The sequence below is a fragment of the Pseudoalteromonas atlantica genome (genome assembly GCF_043641955.1).
Classification (GTDB): domain Bacteria; phylum Pseudomonadota; class Gammaproteobacteria; order Enterobacterales; family Alteromonadaceae; genus Pseudoalteromonas; species Pseudoalteromonas atlantica_A.
In genome coordinates, this window is record NZ_JBHZRV010000004.1 from 78523 (window position 1) to 104838 (window position 26316).

At 54.1% G+C, this 26316-nt stretch carries 10 protein-coding genes and 2 pseudogenes; 4 read left to right on the top strand and 8 right to left on the bottom strand.

Translation table 11 applies throughout. The features are described from left to right. Nucleotides 1–2: 2 nt before the first annotated feature. Genes ACHUE3_RS09940 through ACHUE3_RS09950 form a run of 3 tightly spaced genes read right to left on the bottom strand, consistent with a single transcriptional unit; the run spans nucleotide 3 to nucleotide 5911 of the window. Nucleotides 3–3572 carry a conjugal transfer protein TraG N-terminal domain-containing protein gene (locus ACHUE3_RS09940; protein WP_394192304.1) on the bottom strand — a complete coding sequence of 1190 codons (3570 nt, stop codon included), beginning with the start codon at nucleotides 3570–3572 and terminating at the stop codon, nucleotides 3–5. Between the two features lie 3 nt (nucleotides 3573–3575). Then, nucleotides 3576–4964, bottom strand: coding sequence for a conjugal transfer protein TraH (locus tag ACHUE3_RS09945; protein WP_156845733.1), 1389 nt, complete (start codon nucleotides 4962–4964; stop codon nucleotides 3576–3578). A gap of 2 nt (nucleotides 4965–4966) precedes the next feature. Beyond that, a complete protein-coding gene (locus ACHUE3_RS09950) occupies nucleotides 4967–5911 on the bottom strand; it encodes a thioredoxin family protein (RefSeq protein ID WP_272669800.1) in 945 nt (314 codons plus the stop codon). 614 nt (nucleotides 5912–6525) lie between these two features. On the opposite strand from ACHUE3_RS09950, the gene ACHUE3_RS09955 reads away from it, so the two are divergent. Next, nucleotides 6526–8694: a TonB-dependent receptor gene (locus ACHUE3_RS09955; RefSeq protein WP_394192305.1), complete on the top strand. Its 2169-nt coding sequence runs from the start codon at nucleotides 6526–6528 to the stop codon at nucleotides 8692–8694. 69 nt (nucleotides 8695–8763) lie between these two features. Continuing rightward, on the top strand, nucleotides 8764–9321 hold the full coding sequence (locus ACHUE3_RS09960; protein WP_394192306.1) for a hydantoinase/oxoprolinase N-terminal domain-containing protein: 558 nt from the start codon (nucleotides 8764–8766) through the stop codon (nucleotides 9319–9321). On the opposite strand, the pseudogene ACHUE3_RS09965 reads toward ACHUE3_RS09960, so the two are convergent. Both ACHUE3_RS09965 and ACHUE3_RS09970 read right to left on the bottom strand, forming a co-directional pair. Beyond that, a pseudogene (locus tag ACHUE3_RS09965) lies at nucleotides 9318–12340 on the bottom strand (Tn3 family transposase). The gene ACHUE3_RS09960 and the pseudogene ACHUE3_RS09965 sit on opposite strands and share 4 nt — an antisense overlap. A 2-nt stretch (nucleotides 12341–12342) precedes the next feature. Continuing rightward, complete coding sequence (locus ACHUE3_RS09970) at nucleotides 12343–12900, bottom strand: recombinase family protein (RefSeq protein ID WP_394192307.1); 558 nt, start codon at nucleotides 12898–12900, stop codon at nucleotides 12343–12345. A gap of 298 nt (nucleotides 12901–13198) precedes the next feature. On the opposite strand from ACHUE3_RS09970, the gene ACHUE3_RS09975 reads away from it, so the two are divergent. Beyond that, nucleotides 13199–14358 (top strand): IS3 family transposase gene (locus ACHUE3_RS09975; protein WP_394192308.1). Its coding sequence is split into 2 segments (ribosomal slippage): nucleotides 13199–13457 and nucleotides 13457–14358, totalling 1161 coding nucleotides; the frame shifts between segments, so codons are not numbered across the junction. A gap of 465 nt (nucleotides 14359–14823) precedes the next feature. Further along, nucleotides 14824–16788, top strand: coding sequence for a CHASE domain-containing protein (locus tag ACHUE3_RS09980; RefSeq protein ID WP_394192309.1), 1965 nt, complete (start codon nucleotides 14824–14826; stop codon nucleotides 16786–16788). Nucleotides 16789–17207: 419 nt separating this feature from the next. Here ACHUE3_RS09980 and ACHUE3_RS09985 read toward each other — a convergent pair. The 3 genes and pseudogenes from ACHUE3_RS09985 to ACHUE3_RS09995 all read right to left on the bottom strand — a co-directional run bounded on the left by ACHUE3_RS09985 (nucleotide 17208) and on the right by ACHUE3_RS09995 (nucleotide 26224). Next, nucleotides 17208–18241, bottom strand: a pseudogene (locus ACHUE3_RS09985) (IS630-like element ISAhy2 family transposase). Nucleotides 18242–18363: 122 nt separating this feature from the next. Further along, complete coding sequence (locus ACHUE3_RS09990; RefSeq protein WP_394192310.1) at nucleotides 18364–23634, bottom strand: PAS domain S-box protein; 5271 nt, start codon at nucleotides 23632–23634, stop codon at nucleotides 18364–18366. 121 nt (nucleotides 23635–23755) lie between these two features. After that, nucleotides 23756–26224, bottom strand: coding sequence for a two-component system response regulator (locus tag ACHUE3_RS09995; RefSeq protein ID WP_394192311.1), 2469 nt, complete (start codon nucleotides 26222–26224; stop codon nucleotides 23756–23758). Between the last annotated feature and the right edge of the window lie 92 nt (nucleotides 26225–26316).

Genomic DNA, 26316 nt, shown 5'->3' on the forward strand with positions numbered 1-26316 from the left:
TTCTAGTTCCTTCCTGATGCCTGGTTATAGGCCCTAATATCAATCAAGTTGTTCTGAGCATAATCTCCCGCAAGGGATGCATTTGAGATCACCGCTATCTGCTTATCCACAAATGCTTTATCTTCTTCAGACACACTGTCAGGGATGTAAGCGCCACTCTCATCCTTTTGACGATACTCATTTAGCATTTGCTCCCTTAGGCCAAGCATTTCAGGCGACCAACTCGATGAGTCTTCAGAGTTGAATACGCGCCCCGCCAAACCTTCATTGAAAGCTTGAGCGAACACTTGACTTTGAATCGGGGTCAATCCCATTCTCTGCCCTTCGCTGTATGCTTCCTTTTTAAAATCATCAGCATACTGCTCTAGGAACTCACCATATCGATTGTTAACTGCCGCACCGAATGCCCCCGCCAACATGGCTTCAGACTTAGTGCCCCAGTTTACTTCGGAAGCATACTGCGAACTCGATCCACTGTATGCATCATTAAACGCCGTCAATGGGTTTTCCAAAGAGGTTCCTGCATCAACGGCGGCTTTTAAGCCATCCCAGGTTGATTTGCTGGCCACCGTAGCGTTGTGTAAGAAACCTCGTGAGCCAGGATCTTCAAGCGCTTGTTCTTTGTAACTCTCATAGTCTTCGCCAAAGTGATTCAAGGTATGCAGTGCTGCATCAGTATGCTTGCCACTGAAATCACCAATAGCACTGGCGCTGTTGAAGAACATTTCAGCACCAGAAACTCCGCTATCATCAGCCATAATGCGTGATCGCCACTGAGATCCAGCTTCACTGTTTAGTCCAGATTGATAGGTACTTGTGTCAGTAGCTACGGCCTGCTGAGCTTGCTGCTGATGCGCATTCAACTGTCCATCTATACCAGACAGATTGGTTTGGTAAGCCGATTGAGCTGCGTTGAACTGAGTTTGAACTGTTGCTGCATCCTCGTAGCCGCCCAATACACCCGATTCAACTTGGCTTTGAGTACCACCAAAAGTAGGTGCAGTTGATGACAAGCCTTCATTTGAGCGCGGCTGAATTGATCGTAAATCGGCTCCGGTAGCCATGGCCATAACAGTCATTGCTGCTTGATAATCATTGTCCCGTTCAGCGGGCGTTGAAGAATTGCTATAGGTTAAAGACTCCATAGCTGCGGCCACATACGCCTGATTATCATCAGGTAACAAGCGCTGATACATTGGAAGGTTTTCACGTAATCGGTTACCGGCTTCAACATGCTGGTTCATATAGCGACCTAAATAATCCATGACTTCAGGATTATCCGCCGCTAATCGGGTTAACGTCGCACCATCAGTATTTCTTTGTCCTGATAGACTGTAGCTGGCCTGATCAAGCTCACTAAAGCGGTTTGATGCCGTGACAACGTCTTGTGCTGAACTCTGAAGAGACTGATAGTCTTGGTTAGACAAGGACATCTCAACGCCAGAACGTCTTGAATCTGAAAGGTCCTTAACCATTGCATCGCGATACTCAGCACGTCGTGAATCACTTGATGCCAAGCTTTGCATCTCCCCAGTGAGCGTATTTGCGGTCGTAGATCGAGAACTGCCTTCTGATGACTCAACTTGGCCACTAAAGTTACCACCTAAATCCAAACCTGCTCGTAACCGTGATATTTTTGGTACACGAGATGCGTCTGGCTTATCGACTCCTGGCAAGTTGCCCTGTGGGGAGTCATTCCCCCCTGTACCAAGTAATCTTCCCAAGAACCCTTTATCTGCTACTTCTTTATCATCGGTATTTGTAATGGTTCCATCGCCACCGACCCTTAAGCCTCCCGATAACACGCCAGATACCAAGCCACGTACAGCATCTTTTTTATCGTCTCCAAAACCATACCGAGTTTGCAGGTCATCAGTAACCTGATTAACAACGGCGCTAGATGCGGAGTTAGATGAGCCGATCTGACGTCCAACCGAAGACAGGTTGTCGTAACTTAGCTTTTCACCAAAAGTTCGACTCATAGTATTCCCAACCTGACGACTAAAGGCTTGGGTTGCCTGAGTCATGGATTCTTTTGCAGAGCCGACCATTGAACCCACTGCGCTTCCTACAGAGAAACTGCTTAGTAGGTTTGACGCTCCGGTCATAGCAGAACCCGTAAGGGCTGAATTCTGGAACATTGACTGTGATTGCATTACCGGGGCATTTTTCGCGACATCTGGACTTGCCATCTTTTCATCAATGGCATCACCGTTTTGAAGACGTCCAGCCAAGTGGGTTGCAGTTATTGCTGAGCCATACACGAGCATGAGCGAAATTGCCGGAACACTCGACGCCAACATGCCGCCAGTAGCTATCCAGGTTTGCAGCACTGAATCCATCTGCATCATCCCAGCAAAAGATGGTACTTCTGTACCTGCAAAGGCATCAAGAGCCGACATTTTCCCTGCAACGGTTAAATGAATATACAGGTTAATGATGGCCATGACAGGCATCCAAAGTTGAATCCAAAGCAGGATTAACAAGTACTTCCCGGCCATTCGCATCCCGATTTGGCCAAGGGCAATCACAAAGGCCATCAATGGGGTGATGGCGTAAATGAAACCCTCAAAAAACGTCATCATCGGACGAACGATACTTTGGAAAAGAGTCTGCTCCGCCGCCCATTGTGTATTGCGCTGTTCAATCGCTTGATTAACCATAACGGCGGCGGTGAAAGCTTGATCATCCATATACTTGCCCGTCACGCTTTGCTCATAAATAGGCAAAAGCACTGACGCGGTCATGTACTCTTGGGTGTTAACCGAAGCCAAACCAAGGTTATTCAGTGCATTTCGGATCACGTCATCAGTGTCCGTTGCTGACGAAGTCCCCAATGAGGCTGACAGAACCTGTTTAAGCCTTGGAATGAAGGTTGATTCTGTCATGAGTTTCAGTTGGCTATAGGCATCGGTGCAGTCCAGATCGCTACTGCTACCACTGAGCATGATGCGTGTGCCATATATGCGCGAATCAAACCTAATAGCAGTCATCGGGTTAGGATCACTCAGCACCTGATCTAGGTTCTTTTGGCCGATGTCGATGCCAATCAAGGTGCACTCTTTGATGTAGTTAAACCACGATTGCTCGATGTCCGAACCGGCGACACGATTTGCATCACCCAAACCAGAGCGATCCATCACCTGTTTTCTCACTTTAATCAGTGACTGTAAACTGGATGCAAAGCCGTATTCCGTCATGGCGGGAGTTGAGAACGCCGTTTCAAACAATCGCGTGATTTGAAAGCCAACAGTCGAAATCGTACTACCTGCGGCAGCAACACCGATGGGCACATTATCAACCACTCGAACTTGTCCCGTGTACGCATCCTCAATGCTCACTCGGGTACTGGGCCCAAACATGGTTGCAAAGACTAGCCATGAGACTAAAACATGTTGAAAGTTAATCCCACGACCACCTTGCATTAAGGCCTGAACAGAGACCATCAATACCCCAATGAGCAAGCCAATGCGAACCATTGAAGTAAAGTCGCCTGTACCAGTGATCATCGCGACAGCGTTCAGGACCTGCTCTAAAAAAGCCGAATCCCCGATGGAATAGATTTCCCACATTATCTATTCCCCCAGCGCCGTAGATTTAACGGTGTAATAACGCTGTTTGCGAATGGTCTGAATCACCTGGTTAAAATGCGCCAGCAATTCTTGCTCTGAGCCGTATCTTCGCTGCAACGCGGCGTACTCCTCATTGATTTGGCGACGTGCACGTTCAAGGTCTTCCGTTAATAACTTCGCATAGGCATGATCTTCCACACCGGAGGTACTTCTAGCTGCATTGAGCATGTCTTCAACCAATGCTCGGGCCATCTCAACAGCAATAAACGGTGCTGCTCGTGAAGCAAACGACCTAGCGGCCCCTTCATTTAATGCAGAAAGTGTTCGAATCATGCCGCCAATGCTCGCGGGAGCCGAGGTCATAAAAGCCTTTTCGGTGGAGCTAGCAGCCCCTGTATTTCGAGCAAATTTAAAAATAATGCCGTTACTAGAACCTGTACCAAGAAGTAAATTTTCTACCTGAGTTGATAACCCGGTAAGAGTCACATTAGTGATTGTTGGGTTCAGACAACCGTCTTGCGTCACTGTGTCACATCGGTACATAGCGACGTTGCCGCCATGAATTAGATGCTCAATAGTCACTTTATTGCCATTCAGCCTGGTCAGTTTTGGGGCTTTACCGTGGCCATCAGCGGCATTAGCTAGATCACCAACAATGATCGAGCCCGTCACGGACATAACTGCTTCAAGAAAACGGTCATCCCCCGATGCAAACCAGCTTGATGCCGAGTGACGTTTCAATGCTCGCCAAACCAAATTACCTTTAATCGTTTTGTTCACATCAGATGCCGCGACACTCGAAGCGTTCTCATATGGGTTCTTACCATTGGATTCACTCCAACTGGTAAAAACGTCTCCAGCCCCTTTAAGTGAGCTCAACATGCTGGCTTCTGTTTGCCCCTTTTTACCAAAAGCAGCCAGGGTATCGTTCACGACTCCCTGAGCCATTTGACAGGAATTGCCGAAATACTCGTTCAACTGCTGGATTTTCTTTTGCAGAGTCTCCATGTGCTGGGAGCATTTCTCACACATAGCACTGAGCGCCAATTGAAATGCATATCCCTTGGCGTTTGCAGCAACAGAGCGAAGTAATTGAACAAACTGATCCGCGTTAACAAATGACAAACTTCCAGCGAACATATCAATGCCGCCACAACCTGCTTGGAATGACGGAGGCACCATTGAGACGAGGTTCTCGTTCATGATCCTGTTACGGACAACAACGCTTCCACCAGATATAACGCCACGCCGCTGACTCTCGAATACACCAGGCGCAGTGGTGTTGGTCATTGAACCAAACAACTGATTCATCTCCTGTTGCAAGCTTGCTTGGCTCATAGATGAAAAACCAATCGCACAGGCGATTAGCGATACTTGGAATACTTTTTTCATCGTTATAACCCTCCTTTTGCACGCAGATAGCGAACAAGGAACTCAGGGTCCTGTAATATCTTTTCGTTAAGCTCTTGGGCTGACATCGCGAGTGACACGCCGGGTTGAACAGGTCTGGTGGCATAGTAAGTTTGATCGTCAATCCAACCGGCTTGATGGGCTGCGAGAATGATTCGATTATTCAGTTCATCAAGGCTCATTGCACCTTGGCCAATGGGAGTGATGACATTAGGTGGATCAACTAAGAACACGGCAGGGACAGTCTTAACGGACAATGATTGAGCTTGTCCTGAATCGACTTTGAAATTGGGAAACTCTCCACCCGGTAAAGGCAAGCCATCGACAGCAATAGCAAATACCTCGAAACCGTAGTTTAAAGCCATTGATTCGATGATAGGCGCTTGAGCGTGGCAGTAAGGGCAATCCGAACGATAGAAAAAGAACAAGCCTGCTCGCTTTGCTACTTCACCTAAAGCAAAATCCCGTTGAGCGCCAGCTTCTCGGTCCATCCGATTAGCAGCGTAGGTCGCCAAGGGTCTGCGACTGATTTCATCCAAAACAGGATCACCCATGACCACCTGCTGACTAACATCAGCAAATAGTGAGCCTTTATCCATCATGACGCGCTGAAGATAAAGATAGGCTCTGACATTCTCACTCGTTGGCTCATCAATTGCCTTGTCCATAAACGATTGCATATGCTCTCGGAACCATGCGGCACTAAAAGGCTTTAGTTCGCTCTGACTGGACTCCACGAAACCAGCTTTCGGCTCTATCAGCTCATCAGGCTGCTCAGGTTCAGGAATAACCTGATACCAAAACCAGCCTTCCTGCCCACGCTGATAGAATTGCCCATCACTAGCATGGGCGGGCAAAATGAATAGAAAAAAAATAATGATTGGGATGGTCACCCATAGGATAAACCAAGGAAACAAAGGGGTTCTCATTGTCAGCTCCAGAAAATTTCATAGAGCTAACATGCTAAAGATCCCGGTAAGAGTGATTGGCCAGATAGATGAATGAATCGTATGTGTTTCTGACTAGCTGTTGTGACCAGTAACAGTAACAACAGCTAAATTTAACGAGCCAAATTTATGATTGGACCGCTTTGAGCGAAAAGCTGCTGTTCAGATCAGGTGCTCTCGAAAAAACGAAACACTGCTTTGCCTTATTTACAGACATTAGTTTTTTCGAGAACAGGGCTACAGGAACTCTTCTCAAATGACTAAATTCAGTTAGTCACTACAATTTTAACCTAATGAGAGTCTAGTATTTTAGGGGGAATTCTAGAGTGAATTACCTTCCAGCCATCTCTTATTTGCACGCATTTATTTGCTTGCATTCGGCCCTTTAATCACGAAGGGCCTTGTTGCGTTGTAAGCTATACGTGTCAATCATTGGATAAAGTACAGATTACGATTGAATATTTCTCAACGCCCCATGCGATCCGTAAATAGTTTCAAAACATCCCCTGCAATCGCAAAATTTTTTTGAGAGTTTTGAGTTACCGTAAAGCCAGCAAGCTCACCGATGGTAAAACAATAAAGCTGGAAGGTCTCTTATGAATTGCAACAAGGTTTTCTCCCCCGCTAGGCTCAGCTTAGCCATATTCAGCGCTTTGGCTCTCAATAGCACAGTTCAGGCACAGCAAACCTCCGCTTCTGCCGACACAGAGGTCGAACGTATTGTGGTGACCTCTCGTGGCCGGGTGGAAACCTTGCAGCAAGTGCCAGACTCGGTGACGGTGATTAATGCCAAAGAAATTGAGCAAGCACGTATTTCCAGCATTAAGGATTTTTCTGCGCTGACGCCAAATCTGGATGTATCTTCCAACTTTCGTTCCGGTCTGAACTTTATCACTGTTCGTGGCCTGATTACCCCACAAGTGGGTGAAGCACCGTTGGCTTTTGTGGTCGATGGCGTGACAGTGCCAAACCTAGAATTTATCAACCAAGGCTTACACAATATTGAACGCATTGAAGTACTGCGGGGACCTCAAGGCGCTTTGTATGGAAAAAACGCCATTGGCGGCGCTGTGAATATCGTCACAAAATCACCTGGTAATGACACTGAAGGAGCATTGCAAGCCTCGGTTGCTCAAGGTGATGACGTCAAAGTCAATGCGGCGATCAGTGGCGCATTGATCGAAGATAAACTCTATGGCCGCTTTTCTGCCAATTACCACGACGCCAAAGGTCTAATCGATAACAGCTATCTACATGAAAAAGTTGATTTTGTGGATGGTGCGTACGGTGCACAGGGTATGTTGTCTTATGTCGTTAACGACGATACTACAGTGACTCTGCAGGGGACCTATTCGAATGTCAGACAAGGCAGCAACTACATGGCATTTATTGATGCCAGTGAACTGGAAAACTTCAGCATCCAGAATGACAGTAACGTAGTGGGTGAAGATCGTTCAAAGATGTGGTTTGCTTCCGCCAAATTGGAGCATGAAGCTGATGCCGGCAAATTAACGGTCGTCACTTCAGCGACAGATGCCGATATTGAGTTTTTCTCAGATGGCGACTTTACCCATCTGGATGCCAGCGAAGAGAACTTTTACTTTCCGATCAGCCAAATCAACCCAATTCGTGAGCAGGGTCAGAGTGCTGAAGTCCGTTTTACTTCTCCGACAGACCAAGAGTTTCGTTGGACTTTAGGTGGCTTTGCCGAAACCAAAGACCGTGACGTATCGTTTGATCAGGTTTGGGATGTTACACCGACCGAGCGGGTTAGCTACGACGAGGTGAAGGCCTTGATCGTGCAAGACCCAAGCCTGGTGTTTGCCGGAGAAAAAACAGTGCAGAACAGTGACGCATATGCGCTATTCAGTCAGGGCAACTATGACCTCACTGACGAGCTGGAACTGACTGTGGCGCTGCGTTACGACTCAGAAACCCGCAAAGCCTACGATCAGCGCGATCAGGCAGCTTCGCAGGCTGAAGAGACTTATGCCCAGCTGCAACCAAAAGCCTCGTTATCCTGGCAATACACCAATGACGTGCAGTTTTACAGCACCTACTCCAAAGGCTTCCGCTCTGGTGGCTTTAACGAATATTCACCAACAGTGAACCGCAAATACGACAAAGAAATTTCGGACACGCTGGAATTGGGTTCAAAAACCAGCTGGCTGGACAATAAGTTATGGTTCAATGTTGCGGCCTTTCACATAGTGCAGGACAACGCTCAGTTTACCCGCTTAAACCCAAGCACCTTTACGTTGGAAAACTTAAACATAGATGAAGTAACCATCAATGGCCTGGAAGTTGAATCCTCCTTGAACTTGACCGACAGCTTAAAAATTGCTTTGGGTGCAGGCGTCATTGATAACGAAATCACTAAAAACAAAGGCATTGATATTCTGTCTGGTCGAGAATTGCAGGACACAGTAGGCGGCACTATGCCTTATGTGTCTGATTTCAATGTTAATGGCTCCATCACACACAGTCTGGAACTGCCAGAGGCCATGACACTTACCTCACGTCTGGCCTTCAATACGATGGGCTCACGTGCCTTTGACATTTTTAATGCCGATACAGGCAAGTCCAGCAGTCACAGCTTTGTAAACCTGAACTTCACACTGGAACAAGCCCAATGGTCGGTGTCGCTATTCGCTGACAACCTGACCAACGAGCGGTCGGCTGAAACTGTATTCCTGTTTAACCCGCTAATCCGGATGCCTAATAAGCCACGTCAGGTCGGCATTCAGACCAAATACAATTTCTAAAGCCTCAATCCGGGTGGCAGCGCTCCGCCACCCGCTTTCTTCTTTATCTGAATTCGCAAAAGGTTTTCTATGACGGTTAGAGTAGCAACAGACGTCGGCGGCACATTTACCGATTTGGTTTATGTCGTGGATGGTCAGGTGAAAGCAGTGAAAAGTGATACCACGCCACCTCATTTTGAACAGGGCGTCATTCATGCCACTGAAAAAGCGCAATTAACCTTATCGGACGTCGATTTTTTTGCCCACGGCTCTACTGTGGTGATAAACGCTATTACCGAACGCAAAGGGGTAAAAACTGGCCTAATAACCACCCAAGGCTTTCGCGATGTGCTGGAAATAGCCCGCGGTAACACACCAGATATTTTTAATAACAGCTACAGCAAACCCAGCCCTTTTGTTGAGCGTCATTTACGTCTCGAATTGCCTGAGCGGCTGAATTACCTTGGTGAAGTCGTCAAACCACTGGATTTATCCGGTCTGCCGTCGATTCTGACGTATTTCCGTGAGCAAGGTGTCCAGGCCATTGGTATCTGTTTTCTACATGCCTATCTAAACTCGACGCATGAGCAGGCTACAGTCGAGGCTATTAAGGGGTCGTCTCAGAAAACGGAAAATAAAGCACGCTAAGCCGGTGGCAGCGGTCGCAATGGCCTGAACTTCCCCGCACCGACCTTGGCACTGCTGCGCCATAGGTAATCGCCGGTCAGGTTGATATGCTCCCACCCCAGCGGTGACAGATATTGCAGCAACGTGTCGTCCAGCGCCTTGCCGTGGGCACGCAAAGCACTGGTGGCACGCTCCAGATAGACCGTGTTCCACAACACGATGGCCGCCGTCACCAGATTGAGGCCGCTGGCCCGGTAGCGCTGCTGCTCAAAACTGCGGTCGCGGATTTCACCCAATCGGTAGAAGAAGACCGCCCTGGCCAGCGCGTTGCGCGCCTCGCCCTTATTCAGCCCCGCATGGACGCGGCGGCGCAGCTCCACGCTTTGCAGCCAATCCAGAATGAACAGCGTGCGCTCGATGCGCCCCAGCTCGCGCAGGGCGACGGCCAAGCCGTTTTGGCGCGGATAGCTGCCGAGCTTGCGCAGCATCAGCGAGGCCGTCACCGTGCCCTGCTTGATCGAAGTGGCCAGCCGTAGGATTTCATCCCAATGAGCGCGAATAGCCTTGATGTTCAGCCTGTCGCTGCTAATCATCGGCTTGAGTGCATCGTAGGCAGTATCGCCCTTGGGAATGAACAGCTTGGTGTCGCCCAGGTCGCGGATGCGCGGCGCGAACCGGAATCCCAGAAAGTGCATCAGGCCGAACACATGATCGGTGAAGCCCGCCGTGTCGGTGTAGTGTTCCTCGATACGCAAGTCAGACTCGTGGTACAGCAGGCCATCGAGCACATAGGTCGAGTCGCGCAAGCCGACGTTGACCACCTTGGCGCTGAAGGGCGCGTATTGGTCGGAGATATGGGTATAGAACGTCCGCCCAGGGCTACTTCCATACTTCGGATTGATATGCCCGGTGCTCTCTACCTTGCTGCCGGTTCGGAAGTTCTGGCCGTCGATGACGTGGTGCCGTCGCCCCAGTTTCCGGCGAAGGGTTGTCGAAACTGTGCGTTCACCAGCTCGGCCAGCGCCGTCGAATAGGTTTCGTCGCGAACGTGCCAAGCTTGCAGCCAAGACAGCTTGGCGTAGGTGGTGCCAGGGCAGGACTCGGCCATCTTGGTGAGCCCAAGATTGATACCATCAGCCAGAATCGTCGTCATCAGCAAGGTTTTGTCCTTGGCCGTCTCACCGGTCTTCAGGTGTGTGAAGTGGCGCGTGAAGCCCGTCCATTCATCGACCTCCATCAGCAACTCGGTGATCTTGAGGTGCGGCAGCAACTCGGTGATCTTGAGGTGCGGCAGCAACTCGGTGATCTTGAGGTGCGGCAGCAACATCGCCGACTGGTCAATCAAGGCTTGCGCGGCGTCTGGCACCGCTGCGTCCAGCGGCGTGATCTTCAGGCCCGATGCAGTGGTGATGATGGCGTCCGGTAAGTCGTTGGTCGCCGCCATGCGGTTGACTGTGGCGAGTTGCGCCTCCAATAATTCCAGTCGGTCATGCAGATATTGGTCGCAGTCGGTGGCGACGGCCAGTGGCAATTCGCTGGCCAGCTTCAGGGTGGCGAACTTCTCGATCGGCACCAGGTATTCGTCGAAGTCCTTGAACTGGCGCGAACCCTGCACCCAAACATCACCAGAGCGCAGTGCGTTCTTCAGCTCCGACAGGGCGCATAACTCGTAGTAACGCCGGTCAATACCCTCGTCGGTCAGAACCAGCTTTGCCCAGCGCGGCTTGATGAATGCGGTTGGCGCATCGGCGGGCACCTTGCGCGCGCTGTCGCTGTTCATGCCGCGCAGCACGTCGATGGCATCGAGCACACCCTTGGCGGTGGGCACGGCGCGCAGTTTGAGCACGTCCAGGAACTGCGGCGCATAGCGGCGCAGCGTGGCGTAACTCTCGCCGATATGGTGCAGGAAATCAAAATCGGCAGGCCGCGCCAGCGTTTGCGCCTCGGTGACGCTGGCGGCGAAGGTGTCCCACGGCATGACCGCTTCGATGGCGGCGAACGGATCGCCGCCGCTTTGTTTGGCTTCAATCAGCGCCTGACCGATGCGCCCATACATCCGCACCTTGTCGTTGATCGCCTTGCCGGAAGCCTGGAACTGCTGTTGATGCTTGTTCTTGGCCGCATTGAACAGCTTGCCGATGATGCGGTCGTGAAGGTCGATGATTTCATCAGTGACGGTGGCCATGCCCTCGATGGCCAGTGCCACCAAGGTGGCGTAACGCCGCTGCGACTCGAACTTAGCCAGGTCGGCGGGCGTCATCTGGCCGCCCTCGCGGGCGATCTTGAGCAAGCGGTTTTGGTGTACCTGCCGTTCGATGCCAGCAGGTAGGTCAAGCGCCTGCCAGGCTTTGAGGCGTTCGATGTGTTCAAGCATGTGGCGCGAGTTCGGCTTGGCGGGCGATTGGCGCAGCCACGCTAGCCACGTCATTTTGCTACCATCCTTGCGCTTGAGCAGTTCGTCCAGGCGCTGGCGATGGACAGGTGTCAAGGAGTCGGCCAATGCCGCATGGATGCTCCGGTTGGCACGAGTAATGGCCTCGGCACTTGCGCGCTCGATGGCATTTATGGCGGGTAGGATGATGCTCTGCCGCCGCAGGTTTTCAACAAGGGTGCTGGCCAGCACAATGCCTTTGTCTGTTTGCAAGGCCAGTTCGGTCAATGTGTGCACGGCTTGCCGGTAGTGACTGATAGTGAAGGGCTTGAATCCAAACACCGTTTGCAGCTCGACCAGGTGCTCCCGCCGTGTCTGCTCGCGCTGGCCGTAATCGTTCCAGCTTTCCACCGGCACCTTGAGTTGTGCGGCCACCATGCGCAGCAGGGGCGGAAATGGAGGTTCATCGACGCCCAAGAAGATGCCAGGGAATCGCAAGTAGCAAAGCTGCACGGCGAAGCCCAATCGATTCGCGGCGCCGCGACGCTGACGGATCACCGACAGGTCGGTTTCGTTGAACGTGTAGTGCCGTATCAGTTCGTCTTTGGCATCTGGCAGTGCCAGTAGACTTTCGCGCTCAGTGGCGGACAGGATTGAGCGGCGTGGCATGGTCAGTCTTCACGCAGGTACTGGTACAAGGTTTCGCGGCTGATGCCGAAGTCACGGGCCACCAAGGTTTTTTGGTCGCCTGCCGCAACTCGCCGTTTCAACTCGGCAATTTGTTCGCTGTTCAGCGATTTCTTTCGTCCCCGGTAGGCACCGCGCTGCTTGGCCAGCACGATTCCCTCGCGCTGACGTTCGCGGATCAGGGCGCGCTCGAACTCAGCAAAGGCTCCCATGACCGACAGCATCAGATTGGCCATCGGTGAGTCCTCGCCGGTGAACGTCAGCCCTTCTTTGACGAACTCCATGCGCACGCCCCGTTGTGTCAGCCCTTGGACGATGCGGCGCAGGTCATCAAGGTTGCGTGCCAACCTGTCCATGCTATGCACCACCACGGTATCACCCTCGCGGACGAAGGCCAGCAGCCTTTCAAGTTCGGGACGTTGCGTGTCCTTGCCGGAAGCCTTATCGGTGAAGACCTTACCGACATCGATTTGCTCCAGTTGCCGATCAGGGTTCTGGTCGAAGCTGCTGACGCGGACATAGCCAATGCGTTGACCTTGCAAGATGCCTCCAAAGGTGAAAGTGTCAGGATGAAATCTATTACCCTTGGCAGCTTGTGTCAATAAATGCAAACTGTAATTCTATTCTGACGTAGTTTGCGCCCAGCATCTGACATCAGGTTAGGGTATACTTCAACTGGACGTTCGCGGCGGGCCTACGTTGGGTTTTGGTTCCATTGCTCCCCAAATCCCGAATAGGGAGCAGTGGAACAGGAAACGCACTTAAGCCAAGTCTGTAATGGTCTAATGAAACTGTAGAGATTTATAGCTTAAAATAAGCAAAATCTTAAAGGTATTTATCATGATTAGAAAAACGAAAATCACTGTCAGCCCTCTTCAAAAATTAGAATATGCCAAGCTGATGGTCGAACAGGGTTACACGAACAAGCAAATTGAAGATATGTCAGGTGCGGGTAAATCTGCTGTGTCTCGATGGAAAGTGCAGTACCAAGCTGAATTAGCCGGTAAAACACCAGAAAATGCCAAAGCATTAACTGAAGACCAACGAAGAATTCAACTCCTAGAAGCCCAACTAAAACAAGCAATGAGGGATAATGATATCTTAAAAAAGGCTGCGGCTTTCTTCATTCGAGACAATCAAAACTTAAAATGATGCGCGAAGTAAAGAAAGCAAACCCAGGCTTTAAAATGAGTGAATTGTGCCGCGTATTCGAGATCAGTTGCAGTAGTTTTTATTACAAACCGATACCACAAAGTGTTGAAAAACAAGCTCAGATACAGTTGATAGAGCAAGCCTTCTCTGATTCAAATGCGACGTATGGCAAACGTCGAATACAGGCCGACTTATTAGATTTAGAGTGTAAAGTCGGGGTTTACGCCATTGCTACAGTAATGAAAAATTTGGGATTAAAAGCGATTAGGCCAAAGAAAAAGCATTACTATCCTAACACTGGTGACGAACATGTTTACGCACCCAATTTGCTTAAACGGCAGTTTAACCCTACGACTTATAACACTCATTGGGTGGGTGACATTACCTACATAAAATCACACCAAGGATGGAGTTATTTAGCCTGCGTACTTGATTTAGGAACGAAAGAAATCGTTGGGTATGCCTTATCAAGCCAACCCAATGCCGCGTTAGCGACAGCGGCATTAAATAACGCGTTACAACGTCAGAGGCCAAATACACAGGAGTTGATGTTTCACTCAGACCAGGGTTGCCAGTACTCTGCTAACGTGTTCAGAGAAAAGCTAAAGCACTTAGGCATTGAACAAAGTATGAGTCGTAGAGGAAATTGTTGGGATAATGCCGTGATGGAACGATTCTTTAGGAGTTTAAAGACTGAAAGATTGAACCATTTAGCCTTTATCAATCACAGTTCTGTAGTCAGTGTGGTTGAGCAATATATCCAGTTCTACAATTACAAACGCAGACATTCAGCAATAGATTATAAGACGCCACATCAAAAATATAATGAGTTAAAAAAAGCGGCTTAAAATCTCTCCAGAAATACTTGACCATTACAGTCGGCTTAGCGTACGATTCTTCCCGAATTCTGCGGCTTCCCTCTGAAGAGCTGGGATACGTGAGGGCCGGTGGAAGTGATGACCGCATCCGTATGCAGAAGAAAAGCCTTCCCGATAAAGACCCCATGCGGGAAATCGTCATTAAATCCAAGGGCGGATCGATTACATGGGTCTCAAATACCGGGTATGACTCAAAGCTAGGCGGTGATGTTTTTCATCTCCACCGGACAGGGTTTTTTGCAAGCCCGAGACGCACTGAGAAAGTTCGCTGACAACAAGGAGTTCGAGGCCGGAGTCAGCTACGAAGGAATGAGCACGCCCGAGCGTGAAGCCAAGATCCAAGCTCGCAAGGAAGAAGAAATCAGAAAAGAGCTTCGGAGAGTTGCTGTTTATGGTAACGTTTAACTTTGGGAAATCAACAAGGAGGCATAGCGAATGATCCCCTCTAGCAAACCAAGCCGACTGTCGCCGAGGCTAATCCCTCTTGTGGTTTTTTTGATCGGCCTGTGCTCCACCGTAGTGCTTTACCAACTCATCGTCGAGTCCGTCTATCAACGACAACAGGTCTACTTCGACTTCCGCGCCCGGGAGGCTGCTGAGCGCATCGAGAACCGCATGGCCACCTACCAGCAGGTCCTGCGGGGCACGGCCGGGTTCTTTGATGTGCATGATGATGTCGGACGTGAAGATTTCCGAAGGTATTCCGATCGCCAGGCTCTGGACCAGTACCTGCCTGGCATCCAAGGCGTGGGCTTCGCCAGGGCCATCCGGCCTGCCGATCTGCAAACCCACATCGATCAGGTCCGCGCCGAAGGCTTTCCCTCTTACACGGTGCAACCAGCAGGCCAACGAGACCTGTATTCCTCGATCGTGTATCTGGAGCCGTTTTCGGGACGCAACCTGCGTGCCTTCGGCTTCGACATGTATTCAGAACCCGTGCGGCGCGAGGCCATGCAGCGCTCGGTAGATACGGGTGCCATCGCGCTTTCGGGGCGTGTGCGTCTCCAGCAGGAAACGGGGGTTCAGGAGCAGTCGGGGTTCCTGATCTACCAGGCGATCTACGCTACTGACCAGCCAGCGGCAACCGTAGCAGAGCGCCGGGAACAACTGCGCGGCTGGGTCTATGCACCGTTTCGCATGACAGACTTCCTGCAGGGTCTCCTCGGAGAGCAGGAGCGTGACCTGATCATCGACATCTTCGACGGCGAAGAGATGGTTGAAGCGACACGAACTCACTTTGGCAGTTCAGGGCGTACCGATATCAGTCCAGGGTTTGAATCGGTGCATCGGCTGCGCATGATGGGACAAACCTGGACCGTTCGCCTACATGGCAGCACGAGCCTTCTGCAACGGGTGGACAGAGGGCTACCGATCGTGATCGCGGTAACCGGTGTCTTGCTCAGTGCCATGCTGGCTGGGCTGATGTTTTTGCTGGTGTCGGGTCGGTCCCGGGCAGAAGCGGCGGCCCGCGCGATGACAGAAGACCTGTCTCTGGAGAGGTCTCGATTGAGCGCCATTCTTGAAGGCACCCGGGTCGGCACCTGGGAGTGGAATGTCCAGAGCGGTGAAACCGTCTTCAATGAGGAATGGGCGAGGATCGTTGGATACAAGCTCCAAGAGCTTGAGCCGATCTCCATCGTCACCTGGGTAAAGCTCACGCATCCGGAAGATCTGCAAAAGTCAGAACAGCTGCTCAAGCAGCACTTTGCGGGGGAGTTACCGTTCTACGAGTGTGAGGCCAGAATGCGCCACAAGGATGGGCACTGGATCTGGGTGCTGGACCGCGGGAAGGTGGGGAAATGGGATCGGGATGGCAAGCCTCTCATCATGTACGGTACCCATCAGGACATCAGCCGGTCCAGACAGGAGCTGGATACCTATCACCATCGAGCGCATCATGACGTATTGACCGATCTACCCAACCGGGTCTTACTCGGTGAACGCATACAGCAGGCGCTTGCATTGGCAGAGCGCGAGAACACGCATCTGGCTGTGCTGTTCATGGATCTGGATGGGTTCAAGTCGGTCAACGACACCCATGGCCACGAAGCGGGGGATGTAGTGCTAAAGACCGTGGCCCGCCGTCTCCTGTGTTGCATCCGTGCCTCCGACACGCTCGCCAGGGTGGGAGGCGATGAGTACGTGGCCTTGCTGCAACACGTCAGCGACGAACAGGAGGCGCTCAAAAAGGCCAGCCTGTTCATCTCGGAGGTCCGCCGACCAATCCCCTTGCCTGCGGGTGGCGAAGCACGAATTTCCATTAGTGTCGGTATCGCGCTCTACCCTCAGCATGGAACGACCATCGAGGTGCTCAGCGAGCATGCCGATCAGGCGATGTATCAGGTCAAGAAAGGCTCCAAGAATGGAGCCTTGGTGCATCAGGATAGCGGCTCGGTGTAGCTCTGCGTTCCCGTAGCGTTTAAACGCACCCTGATCGACAACTCCAGATCTTGTGTTGCCGGCGACAGCGTCCACGCATGAAGTTGGTCCATCACGACCGATCAGGCATTGACCGCCGATTGCTTCGAGCAACTGGCCCCACAGATGACCGCCAAGGGCTGGAAAGGGAAGCCGCAGAATTCGGGAAGAATCGTACGCTAAGCCGACTTGGCTTAAGTGCGTTTCCTGTTCCACTGCTCCCTATTCGGGATTTGGGGAGCAATGGAACCAAAACCCAACGTAGGCCCGCCGCGAACGTCCAGTTGAAGTACGCCCTAACTAGGCGTCAGGCCGGAACCTTGGGCCGCGTCAGGATAGGGCCGATTCCAGCATTTTCTGACGCCTCGCCGGCAACCTCTAAATAACTGATCCCAATAGTGCTACACCTTCGCTGTGCCATAGCCATTCCCCGGGAAAGGAGACACGGTATCCATGAAGTGTTTCACTCGGGCCAGCAGGTTTGCCATCCCTCTGCATTGATGATTGCGCGTGATGGTTTCATGTAACTTGTGCCATAGCCGTTCTATGTGATTAACCCAAGGGCTGTAAACTGGCTGGAACACCAGGCAGAACTTGGGATTCTTCTTCAACCATCGCTCGGTCTGTTTGCTTTTGTGAATGATGTAGTTATCGAGGATCAACGTGATGGTTTTGGCTCGTCGGTAGTGGTGGCGCAGCTTTTCCAGCATGGCAATAAACAGCGATGAGTTTTTCTTGATCCCGCTGACGTAAAGTACCCTTCCGTTGCCTGCGTGGAGAACGCCTGCCAGATAATGCTTGGCATTCTGCCCCGGTGTGACAACCCGCTTTTGCTGCGCTCTGAACATCCAGTCGGCTCCTAATTTGGGATTGAGGTCTATATCGACTTCATCCTCATAAAACACCGGATTATCGGCATCACAGCGGGCCAGCGCGGCGTCGATATTCGCCATTTTTTCCTGATAGGCTGGGTCTTTTATCCGCAAGGTCGGCACACGGGCCTGCGCCAGACAATGCCCATACGAGGTAACCATCGGCGGAGCGTGGAGGCTGCCACATTGAGCCCTGTTAATCGATTGATTTTTATAGCCAATAGTTCAGTACTCCAACGGCTGCGCTGATAACCAAAATCTTGCGGAGAAAACTGCATGAGCAGCACCAGTAAGGTGACAATCTTGGCGATAGGTAAGACTGGGGCACGGCCAGCCGGTAAGGCTTCTAGCGCATCTATGACTTCATCTCGATACCACCGAAGCCAACGACCGATGGTCGAGCGCGCAGCGCCGGTAAGGTGATGAACATCGGTGATCGTGCGTCCTTCATGTAACAGCAAGATGGCCATCAAGCGACGAGCATGTCCTTTATCACGGGTGGCATGGATGATTTTGTGAATGCGGCGCCGTTGTGGTCGTGGCAGAGGTGGTAGGATAGGCATCAACTCAGTCCTTTGGGTGTGGCTTGTTTTGTTTAGCGACTAATCAGATCGCACAAACTGGACTGAGTTCCCTTCCTCCGGTGATCTACTATTCGGAACAGCTATTTAGCAATCGATCCATATTATGTCTCCCGCTCCAGAATCCGGCGAATGATGGTGACGGCACCGGGGAATTGCAGACTCTGCACCAGTGCAGCCACCTCCTGCATGGTTTCACGCTCTTCGGGGGGCGATGCCGGCAGCGCCGCCAACAGATCCAGCGCCTCCAGATTACCGCTCTCCAATGGTGGCAGCAGCGCGCGCAGCCGCTCAAGCCACTCCGGGCGCGACAGTGTCGCGGCGATATCAGGAATGACCGTAGCTTCCGGCTGCGGCTCGGGTAGCGCCTGCATCAGCAGTTGTTCGCTGCGTGTCGCAAGCTCGCGCAAGGCGGCAAGCTGCTCGGTGTCGAAACGGGTGCAGAACTCTGCCGCTTCCTCCGTGCGGCTCTGGCGCTCCCACTCCGCAGCCTGTGCCGCCAGCGCCGTGGCCCCGACCGTCGCAGCCACGCCTTTCAGGGCGTGGAAGGTTGCAGCCATGCGCGGCACATCCGCCGCCTCGCGCTGCCGAGCCAGCATGTCCAGCTGATTGCAAGCCTCGATCGAGAAACTGGCCAGTGTCTGGCGATACACGTTCAGATTTTGACCAAAACGGCGCATCAGCCGGTCGAGCGGGTCGACCTCCGCCGCAGTAGCCGTTTCCGGCGCTGCGGCCGGCTGCCGTTCGGTTCCGGCGGCAGGTACGGCTTTCCCCTGTACCAGCTTCAGTATGAGCTCGACCACCTCGTCGATATCGATCGGCTTGCCGACATGATCGTTCATCCCGGCCTGCAGACATGCCTCCCGGTCGGCATGCGAGGCATTGGCCGTCATCGCCAGGATCGGCAGCGCTGCCAGCACCGGTACGGCACGAATCTCGCGCGTCGCCTGCAGGCCATCCATGACGGGCATCTGTATGTCCATGATGATAATGTCAAAAGCATCCGGTTGCTGCGTGGCAATCCGAACCCCCTGCAGGCCATCCTCGGCCATCACCACCGATGCGCCCTCATGGGTCAGCAACTCGCCGGCCACCTGCCGGTTCAGCGCATTGTCCTCGACCAGCAGGAGACGCACCCCCGCCAGCCGCTGTGGTAACTCGAATACCGGCGGCAAGGAGTCGCGCTGAGCCGGCTGGCGCGCCCGCGCGATGGAGGCGATCAGTTGTTGCGGGGTAATCGGTTTGGTCAGGATATCGCGGAAAATAACTCGGTCCTGCTCTGAAATCTTGCCCAGCAGCTCACGCCCGTACGCGGACAACATGATGACGACCGGGCAGGCGACATCCGAAAACTGCTGCTTGATCAGCTTCGCGGTAGCAACCCCGTCCATTTCCGGCATGCGCCAGTCCACCAAGACCACATCGTAAGGTCGACCCGCTTTCAGTGCGCTGATGATCTTTACCAGGGCCTTCGCGCCACTCTCCACCGCATCGCAACTCCAGCCACGCATTTCGATGGTCTTGACCAGGATTTCCCTCGAATTCTCACAGTCATCAACCACCAGCACATGGCAATGACTGATGTCCGGTGCGACGACGCTGATGGACAGAGCCTTGTTTTCCACCTCAAGGCATAGCTCGAACGAGAAGCAGCTGCCACGGCCCGGTTCGCTGTCGACCCGCAATTCGCTCCCCATCAGAGCCACCAGACGCTGGCAGATGACCAGCCCCAGCCCGGAGCCGCCGAAGCGGCGGGTGGTGGAGGACTCGGCCTGAGTAAAACCATTGAAGATGCGGCTCAACTGTTCCGGGGTAATGCCGATGCCGGTGTCGGTGACCGACACCTGCAACGTCACGCTCGCCGCGTCCTGACGCAGCGCGGACAGGTGAATGACGACCTGCCCGGCCTCGGTGAACTTGAGGGCGTTGCCACCAAGATTGATCAGGATCTGCAGGATGCGCAGCTTGTCGCCTCTGACCTCCAGTGGCAGCGACGGATCGACTTCGAACATCAGCTCCACGGTCTTGTGATGCTGATTGCCGGACAACACCACGGCCAGTTCCCGCAGCATGTCTTCCAGGCTAAAGGCATGGATATCCAGCTCAAGTTTGCCGGCATCAATCTTGGAGAAATCCAGGATATCGTTCAGCAGTGCCAGCAGTGATTGGGCTGCCGACTGTGCCTTGACCACGTAATCCTGCTGTCGCGTATCCAGCGGTGTCTGCCGAACCAGCTGCAACATCCCGAGCACGGCATTCATCGGCGTGCGGATCTCGTGGCTCATATTGGCCAGGAACTGGCTTTTTGCCACGTTCGCCTGTTCCGCCTGCTGTCTTGCCAGCTCCAGGCTGTTCTCGAACTGCTTGCGTATGGTGATGTCCTGGTTGATGCCGACGAAACTAACCGCCCTGCCCTTCGCGTCGCGCCCCACCTTGCCACCGGCCTGCACATAGCGGATCTGGCCATCCGGATGCACCACCCGGAACACCGGGTCATACACGCCACGGCCATCCACGGCGGCTTGCAGGCTCGCCACCGTGGCATCGACATCATCGGGATGGATACGGGAACGCCAGCCTTCAAAATCCATGACTCCGCCTTTCGTTACCTCGGGCAACGCATAGATCTCGAACATTTTCGGGTTCCACTGGACTGCATTGTCCTCCAGCGTCCATTTCCACACCCCCATTTCGGCAACGTCAGCGGCGCTGGCCAGCTGGTCAAGCGCCAGCTGCAGCTCCTGCCGCGCTTGCTGTTGCTCGGTGATGTCCGTCGCGATGCTCAGGTAGCCGGTGAGTACCCCCTGCTCGTCACGCATCGCGGTGACAGCCAGCATCACCCGGCGCCTGGAGCCATCCTTGCAGACATAGGTCCATTCGCGCGTTTCGGGCGCGACAAACTCCGGCACATGCACAAAGACACGGAAGCCTTCGATGGCCTGGCCATACTGCCGGCTCAGCTCCTCGCCGCGCGCGTTGACCTCATCGGGCAGGTGAATCATGGCCAGGGTACAACGCCCCACCATTTCGTCCTCTTGATAGCCGAGCATGCTCTGGGCGCCGCTGTTGAAAATGGTGATGCGGCCATCCTGATCGGTGGCGATGATGGACACCTCGGAGGCCGAACGCAGCACGTTGCCCAGCAGCACGTTCAGACGCTTCCGTTCCTCGTCCGCCGCGCGGCGTTCGGTGACATCGATACGCAAGGCGACAAAGCGCTCCAGCTGGCCCTCACTATCGAGACAAGGCGCAATCACGGTATCGAACCACAGCAGGCTGCCGTCCTTGCCCTTGTTGCAGATCTCGCCATGCCAGGCCTTGTTGGCAAGGACGGTGTCCCACATGTTCTGCCAGAAGGCAGCCGGATGGAGGCCGGAACTGAACAGGTGGTGATCCCGCCCGATGATCTCTTCGCGGGTATAGCCGAGCACCAGGCAGAACTGGTCGTTGGCCTCGATGATCACCCCGTTCGGGTCGGAAACCGAGTACAGCAATTGCTCGTTGATGGTTTGCAGCAACACCTGGTTTTCGCGCAGCGCTGCGGCCAACTGCTGTCGCCCTTCGACCAGCTCGGTGACATCATGCATCACCACATAAAAGCCCTGTACCTCGCCATCAATCCGGTCCGGGATGTAGTGCGCCAGCGAGTGCCGTTCTTTGCCGTCCGGGCCAAGAATGGCGCGTTCGAAGGTCTGCTCGTCGCCGCGCAACACCGCATCGATATGAGGACGATTGGCGGCAAACAGGTCTTTGCCCAGCAAGTCGACCATGCTCATGCCCGGCAGAGTGTCCGGGTCGACACCGAACAATGTGTGGTAGGCATGGTTGGCCACGCGGTTGACCAGTTGCTTGTCCCAGTAGCCGATCATCGACGGCACCGCATCGAGCACGGTGCGCAACACACGCCGCGCGCGATCCAGCTCGGCCGTCCGGGTAGCGACCATTTCCTCCAGGTGCGCGTTCAGCTCCTTCATCTGCCTCTCGATGGCCACTTGCTCGCTGATGTCACGTACGGTCTTGGAGGCGCCGACGATACGGCCACTGTCATCAATAATGGGGGATACCGATACCGAAACATCGATCAGCTGGCCATTCTTGTGGCGGCGCCGGGTCGTGAAGTGATCCAGCCTTTCGCCACGGCATATACGCGCCAGAATGTCCTCTTCCTCGTAAGCCAGATCATCCGGCACCACCAGCTGCGCCATGGTCTTGCCCAGCGCCTCGTCCGCGCGGTAACCAAAGATCTCTTCCGCACCACGATTCCAGCTGATCACCACGCCTTGCAGGGTTTTGCCGATGATGCCGTCGATGGAGCTTTCCACGATGGCCGCCATCCGCGCCTGAGCATCGATCAGCTGCTGCTGGCGCAGGCGGCGGCTGCTCCACAGGAAAACCATGATGGTAAAGCCAAGACTTGCCAGCACACCGAGCAGGCCTACGGCATAGAGGTTATTCTGGTGCAAGCCGGCAAGAAATGCGGGCTGAAAGCGGACTTCGATCTGCCACGTCCTGCCTAGAATGGTTTTGGTCACGCTGCGGCTAACGACCACAGCACCAGCAGCGGCTCGGGAGGCGTAGAACACAACCGGTTTCCGGGGGTCGCTGACATCACTCAAGGTGAACTGAGTCAGCTCCGGATTAATACGAATCGCCCCCATCACCTCGTCCATCAGAATGGGCGCATAGCTCCAGCCCAGGGTGGCCGCCACTCGCTGCGCCTCGCTATCCCGTGCCATGCCATCCCGGTAGATCGGCATCAGCATCAGGAAGGATTTGCTGGGTGCTTTCATGGCCTGGACCAGGGCAATCGGTGCCGTGAGCTGCACCTGCCCGCTCCGCATGGCAGCGTCGGCGGCGGCCTTGCGGTTCGCCTCGGAGGCAATATCAAGTCCAATCGCCTGCTGATTGCCAGCCTGCGGTTCAAGGTACTGGACGACATAGCGCTCGCCGGCATGTGGCTGCAGCTGGCGGATGGCAAAGCCGGGGGCGTCATCTTGTCTCGCCCTGGCGACAAACGCCGCCTCATCGGCCAGCGGCACACGACGGATGAAGCCGAAGCCGCGCGCCCCCGGGAACTCCACTTTCATATCGCGGCTGGCACTGTAACGACGGAAATCCGCACGCGAGATGCCCTGCTCCCCGGCCACCAGAATGGCGCCCCGCGCGCCGCGCAAGCCGTACTGGTAACGGGTAATCCGCTCCTCGACCGTATCGGCAAATTGCGTGGTGAAGTTCTGGTAGGCCTCTTGCCGATCCTGCTCCTGCTTACGATCCAGTTGCAGGGTCAGCCCCGCGGTCAGGAGCAGCCCGCTCAGGAACACCAGGATGCCACGCCGTCCGGCATGGATCCGCAGTTTTTGTTGTTGTAATGCCATGACTTGCTTTCCCCTGGCTAGTCTGTTCATGTGCACCGCGCTACCCCTTACCGGCGCATACGGCTACTGCTCCAAGCGGCAACAGGCCGCCATGTGGCGCATCGCCAGCCTTTGCGGACGGTTACTTTGACCGCCAGTGTTGGAGATACTCGGTCAGCCGCTCCGGCATCAGCGGGCGGCTGTACAGGTAGCCCTGCATCACCGTGCAGCCCATCTGCTGCAACAGCTCCGCCTGTGCCTGCGTCTCCACGCCCTCGGCCACCAGGCGCAAATCCAGGCCATGCGCCATGTTGATGATGGCGGCCACAATTGCGGCGCTGCTCTTTTCCGTCAGGATTTCGCGGGTAAAGCTCTGGTCGATCTTGAGTACATCGATGGGGAACTGCTTCAGATAGGAAAGACTGGAGTAACCGGTGCCGAAGTCGTCGATGGAGATCGTCACTCCGATTTTGTGCAGCTCATTGATGATGGCAAAGGTATTTTTGACATCCTTAGCCAGCACCCCTTCCGTGATCTCCAGTTCCAGGTAGCCCGGCATGATGCCGGTTTGCTCGATGATCTCGCTGACCATGGCAGTAAAGTTGCTCTGCGCCAGCTGCACGGCGGAGACATTGACCGCGATATGGATCAAGTAACCCTGCTCATGCCAGCGCCGCCCTTCCTGACAGGCTTTCAGCAGCACGGAGCGCCCGAGCGGTACGATCAGCCCGGTTTCTTCCGCGAGCGGAATGAACTGGGCGGGAGAAATCAGCGAGCCATCCTGCCGGCGCCAGCGTACCAACGCCTCGGCACCGAACACCTGCTGTGAAGCCAGATCGATCTTGGGCTGGTAGTGCACCTCGAAGTCGCCCTCGGCCACCGCGACACGCATTTGGCGCTCCAGCATGTGGCGTGCATAAAGGGTATGCTCGATTTCCTGCGAGAAAAAGCGGAAGCGTCCACGTCCCTCCTGCTTGGCCTGATACATGGCGGCATCGGCATGGCGGTACAGTGCCTCCTGGTCGTCGGCGTCGTCCGGGTACAGGCTAATGCCGATGCTCATCGACAAGTCATAGCGGACGCCATCGATCAGGAAGGGTTCGGCACAGGCTTCCAGCAGGCGCTCGCCTAGCTGGGAGACTTCGTCCACATGCCTGATTTCCGGGATCAGGATAATGAACTCGTCGCCGCCCTGACGGCTGATGGTGTCACCATTGCGCACAAACTGCTGCAGCCGCTTGGCAAGCTGCAACAGCAGCTGATCGCCGATGGAATGGCCGACCGAGTCGTTGAAGGTCTTGAAATGGTCGAGATCCAGTATGAACAAGGCAACCTGGCCACCATTGCGGCCAGCCTGTTGCAGTGCCTGCGAGGTACGGTCCTGCAGCAGCATGCGGTTCGGCAGATTGGTCAGCGGATCATGGTGGGCAAGATGCATCATCTTGAGCGCCATTGCCCGCGCTTCGCTGACATCATGAAAAACGATGATGGCACCGGTCAGCTTGCCGGCCTGGTCCCAGATCGGGGCGGCAGAGTTTTCCACCTCCAGCACGCGGCCATCGCGGCAGGCGATCTGGCTGTTGAGCGCCATGCCGACGATGCGCTGCTCCTTGAGCGCGAGATAGATCGGGTTTTGCAGCACGTGCCCATCGAAGCTGTCGCGTAGCGGCATCACCTGCTCGATCGGCACGCCGATTGCCCTCCTGCCATACCAGCCGGTCATCGCCTCCGCGATGGGGTTCAGGAAGTTGACCCGACCTTCGGCATCGGTAGCGATCACGGCATCGCCGATCGAATTCAGGGTAATGCGCAGCCGCTCCTTCTCGTTGTGCAGAGAGGTCTCGGCCAATTTCCGGTCTGTCACATCCGTCACCAGCATCAGCAGGCCGACTTGCAGACCGGACTGGTCTCGACACACCAGCGACACCTGGCCAAACAGCATGTCGCCATCCTGACGCATGTATTCCAGATCAAACGACACCGCACGCCCGTCGGCCAGGCCGGCAAGGTGCGCTTCGATCTCGGCATAGACATGATTGCCGAGCACCTCCTGCAGCCGCATGCCACGCATGCGCTCGGCCGGAATGCCAAACCACTGCCCGTCCACATCGTTGCACAGGATATTGCGGTACGACTCATCCCAATAGGCGACAAAGGCAGGCAGATTCTGCACCAGATCCTGCAGGTCCTGTTGCGCGCAGGCCAGCTGTTTGGAACGCAAGCGCAGCCCCAGGTGAGTCTGGATGCGCGAACGCGCAATCGGCACATTGAGCGGCTTTTGCAGGAAATCCACCCCGCCGAGACTGAGCGCATGCAGCTCGATGGCGTCTTGCGTATGAGAAGTGACAAAAATGACCGGGACGTCCCTCAACCGGGGGTCCGCTTTAATGGCCTGGCATACGGCATAGCCATCCATCTCCGGCATCTCGATGTCCAGCAGGATGATGTCCGGCGGCTTGCGTTGCGCCGCTCGCAGCGCCGCTTCCCCGCTGGTGGCGAAATGGATTTCGCCCAGATCGCGAACCGCTTCTCGCAGAATCAGCACATTACTGGGTTGATCATCAATGATCAAAATGTGCGCTGGTTCGGTTTTTTTATCATTAAATAACAAGTTACCCTCCTTACCGGATTTGCCTCGGGCAGCCGTGATTCATGTCAGTGGCACAGGGACATCCAAAACAATTGTCATAGCTACTGAAGATA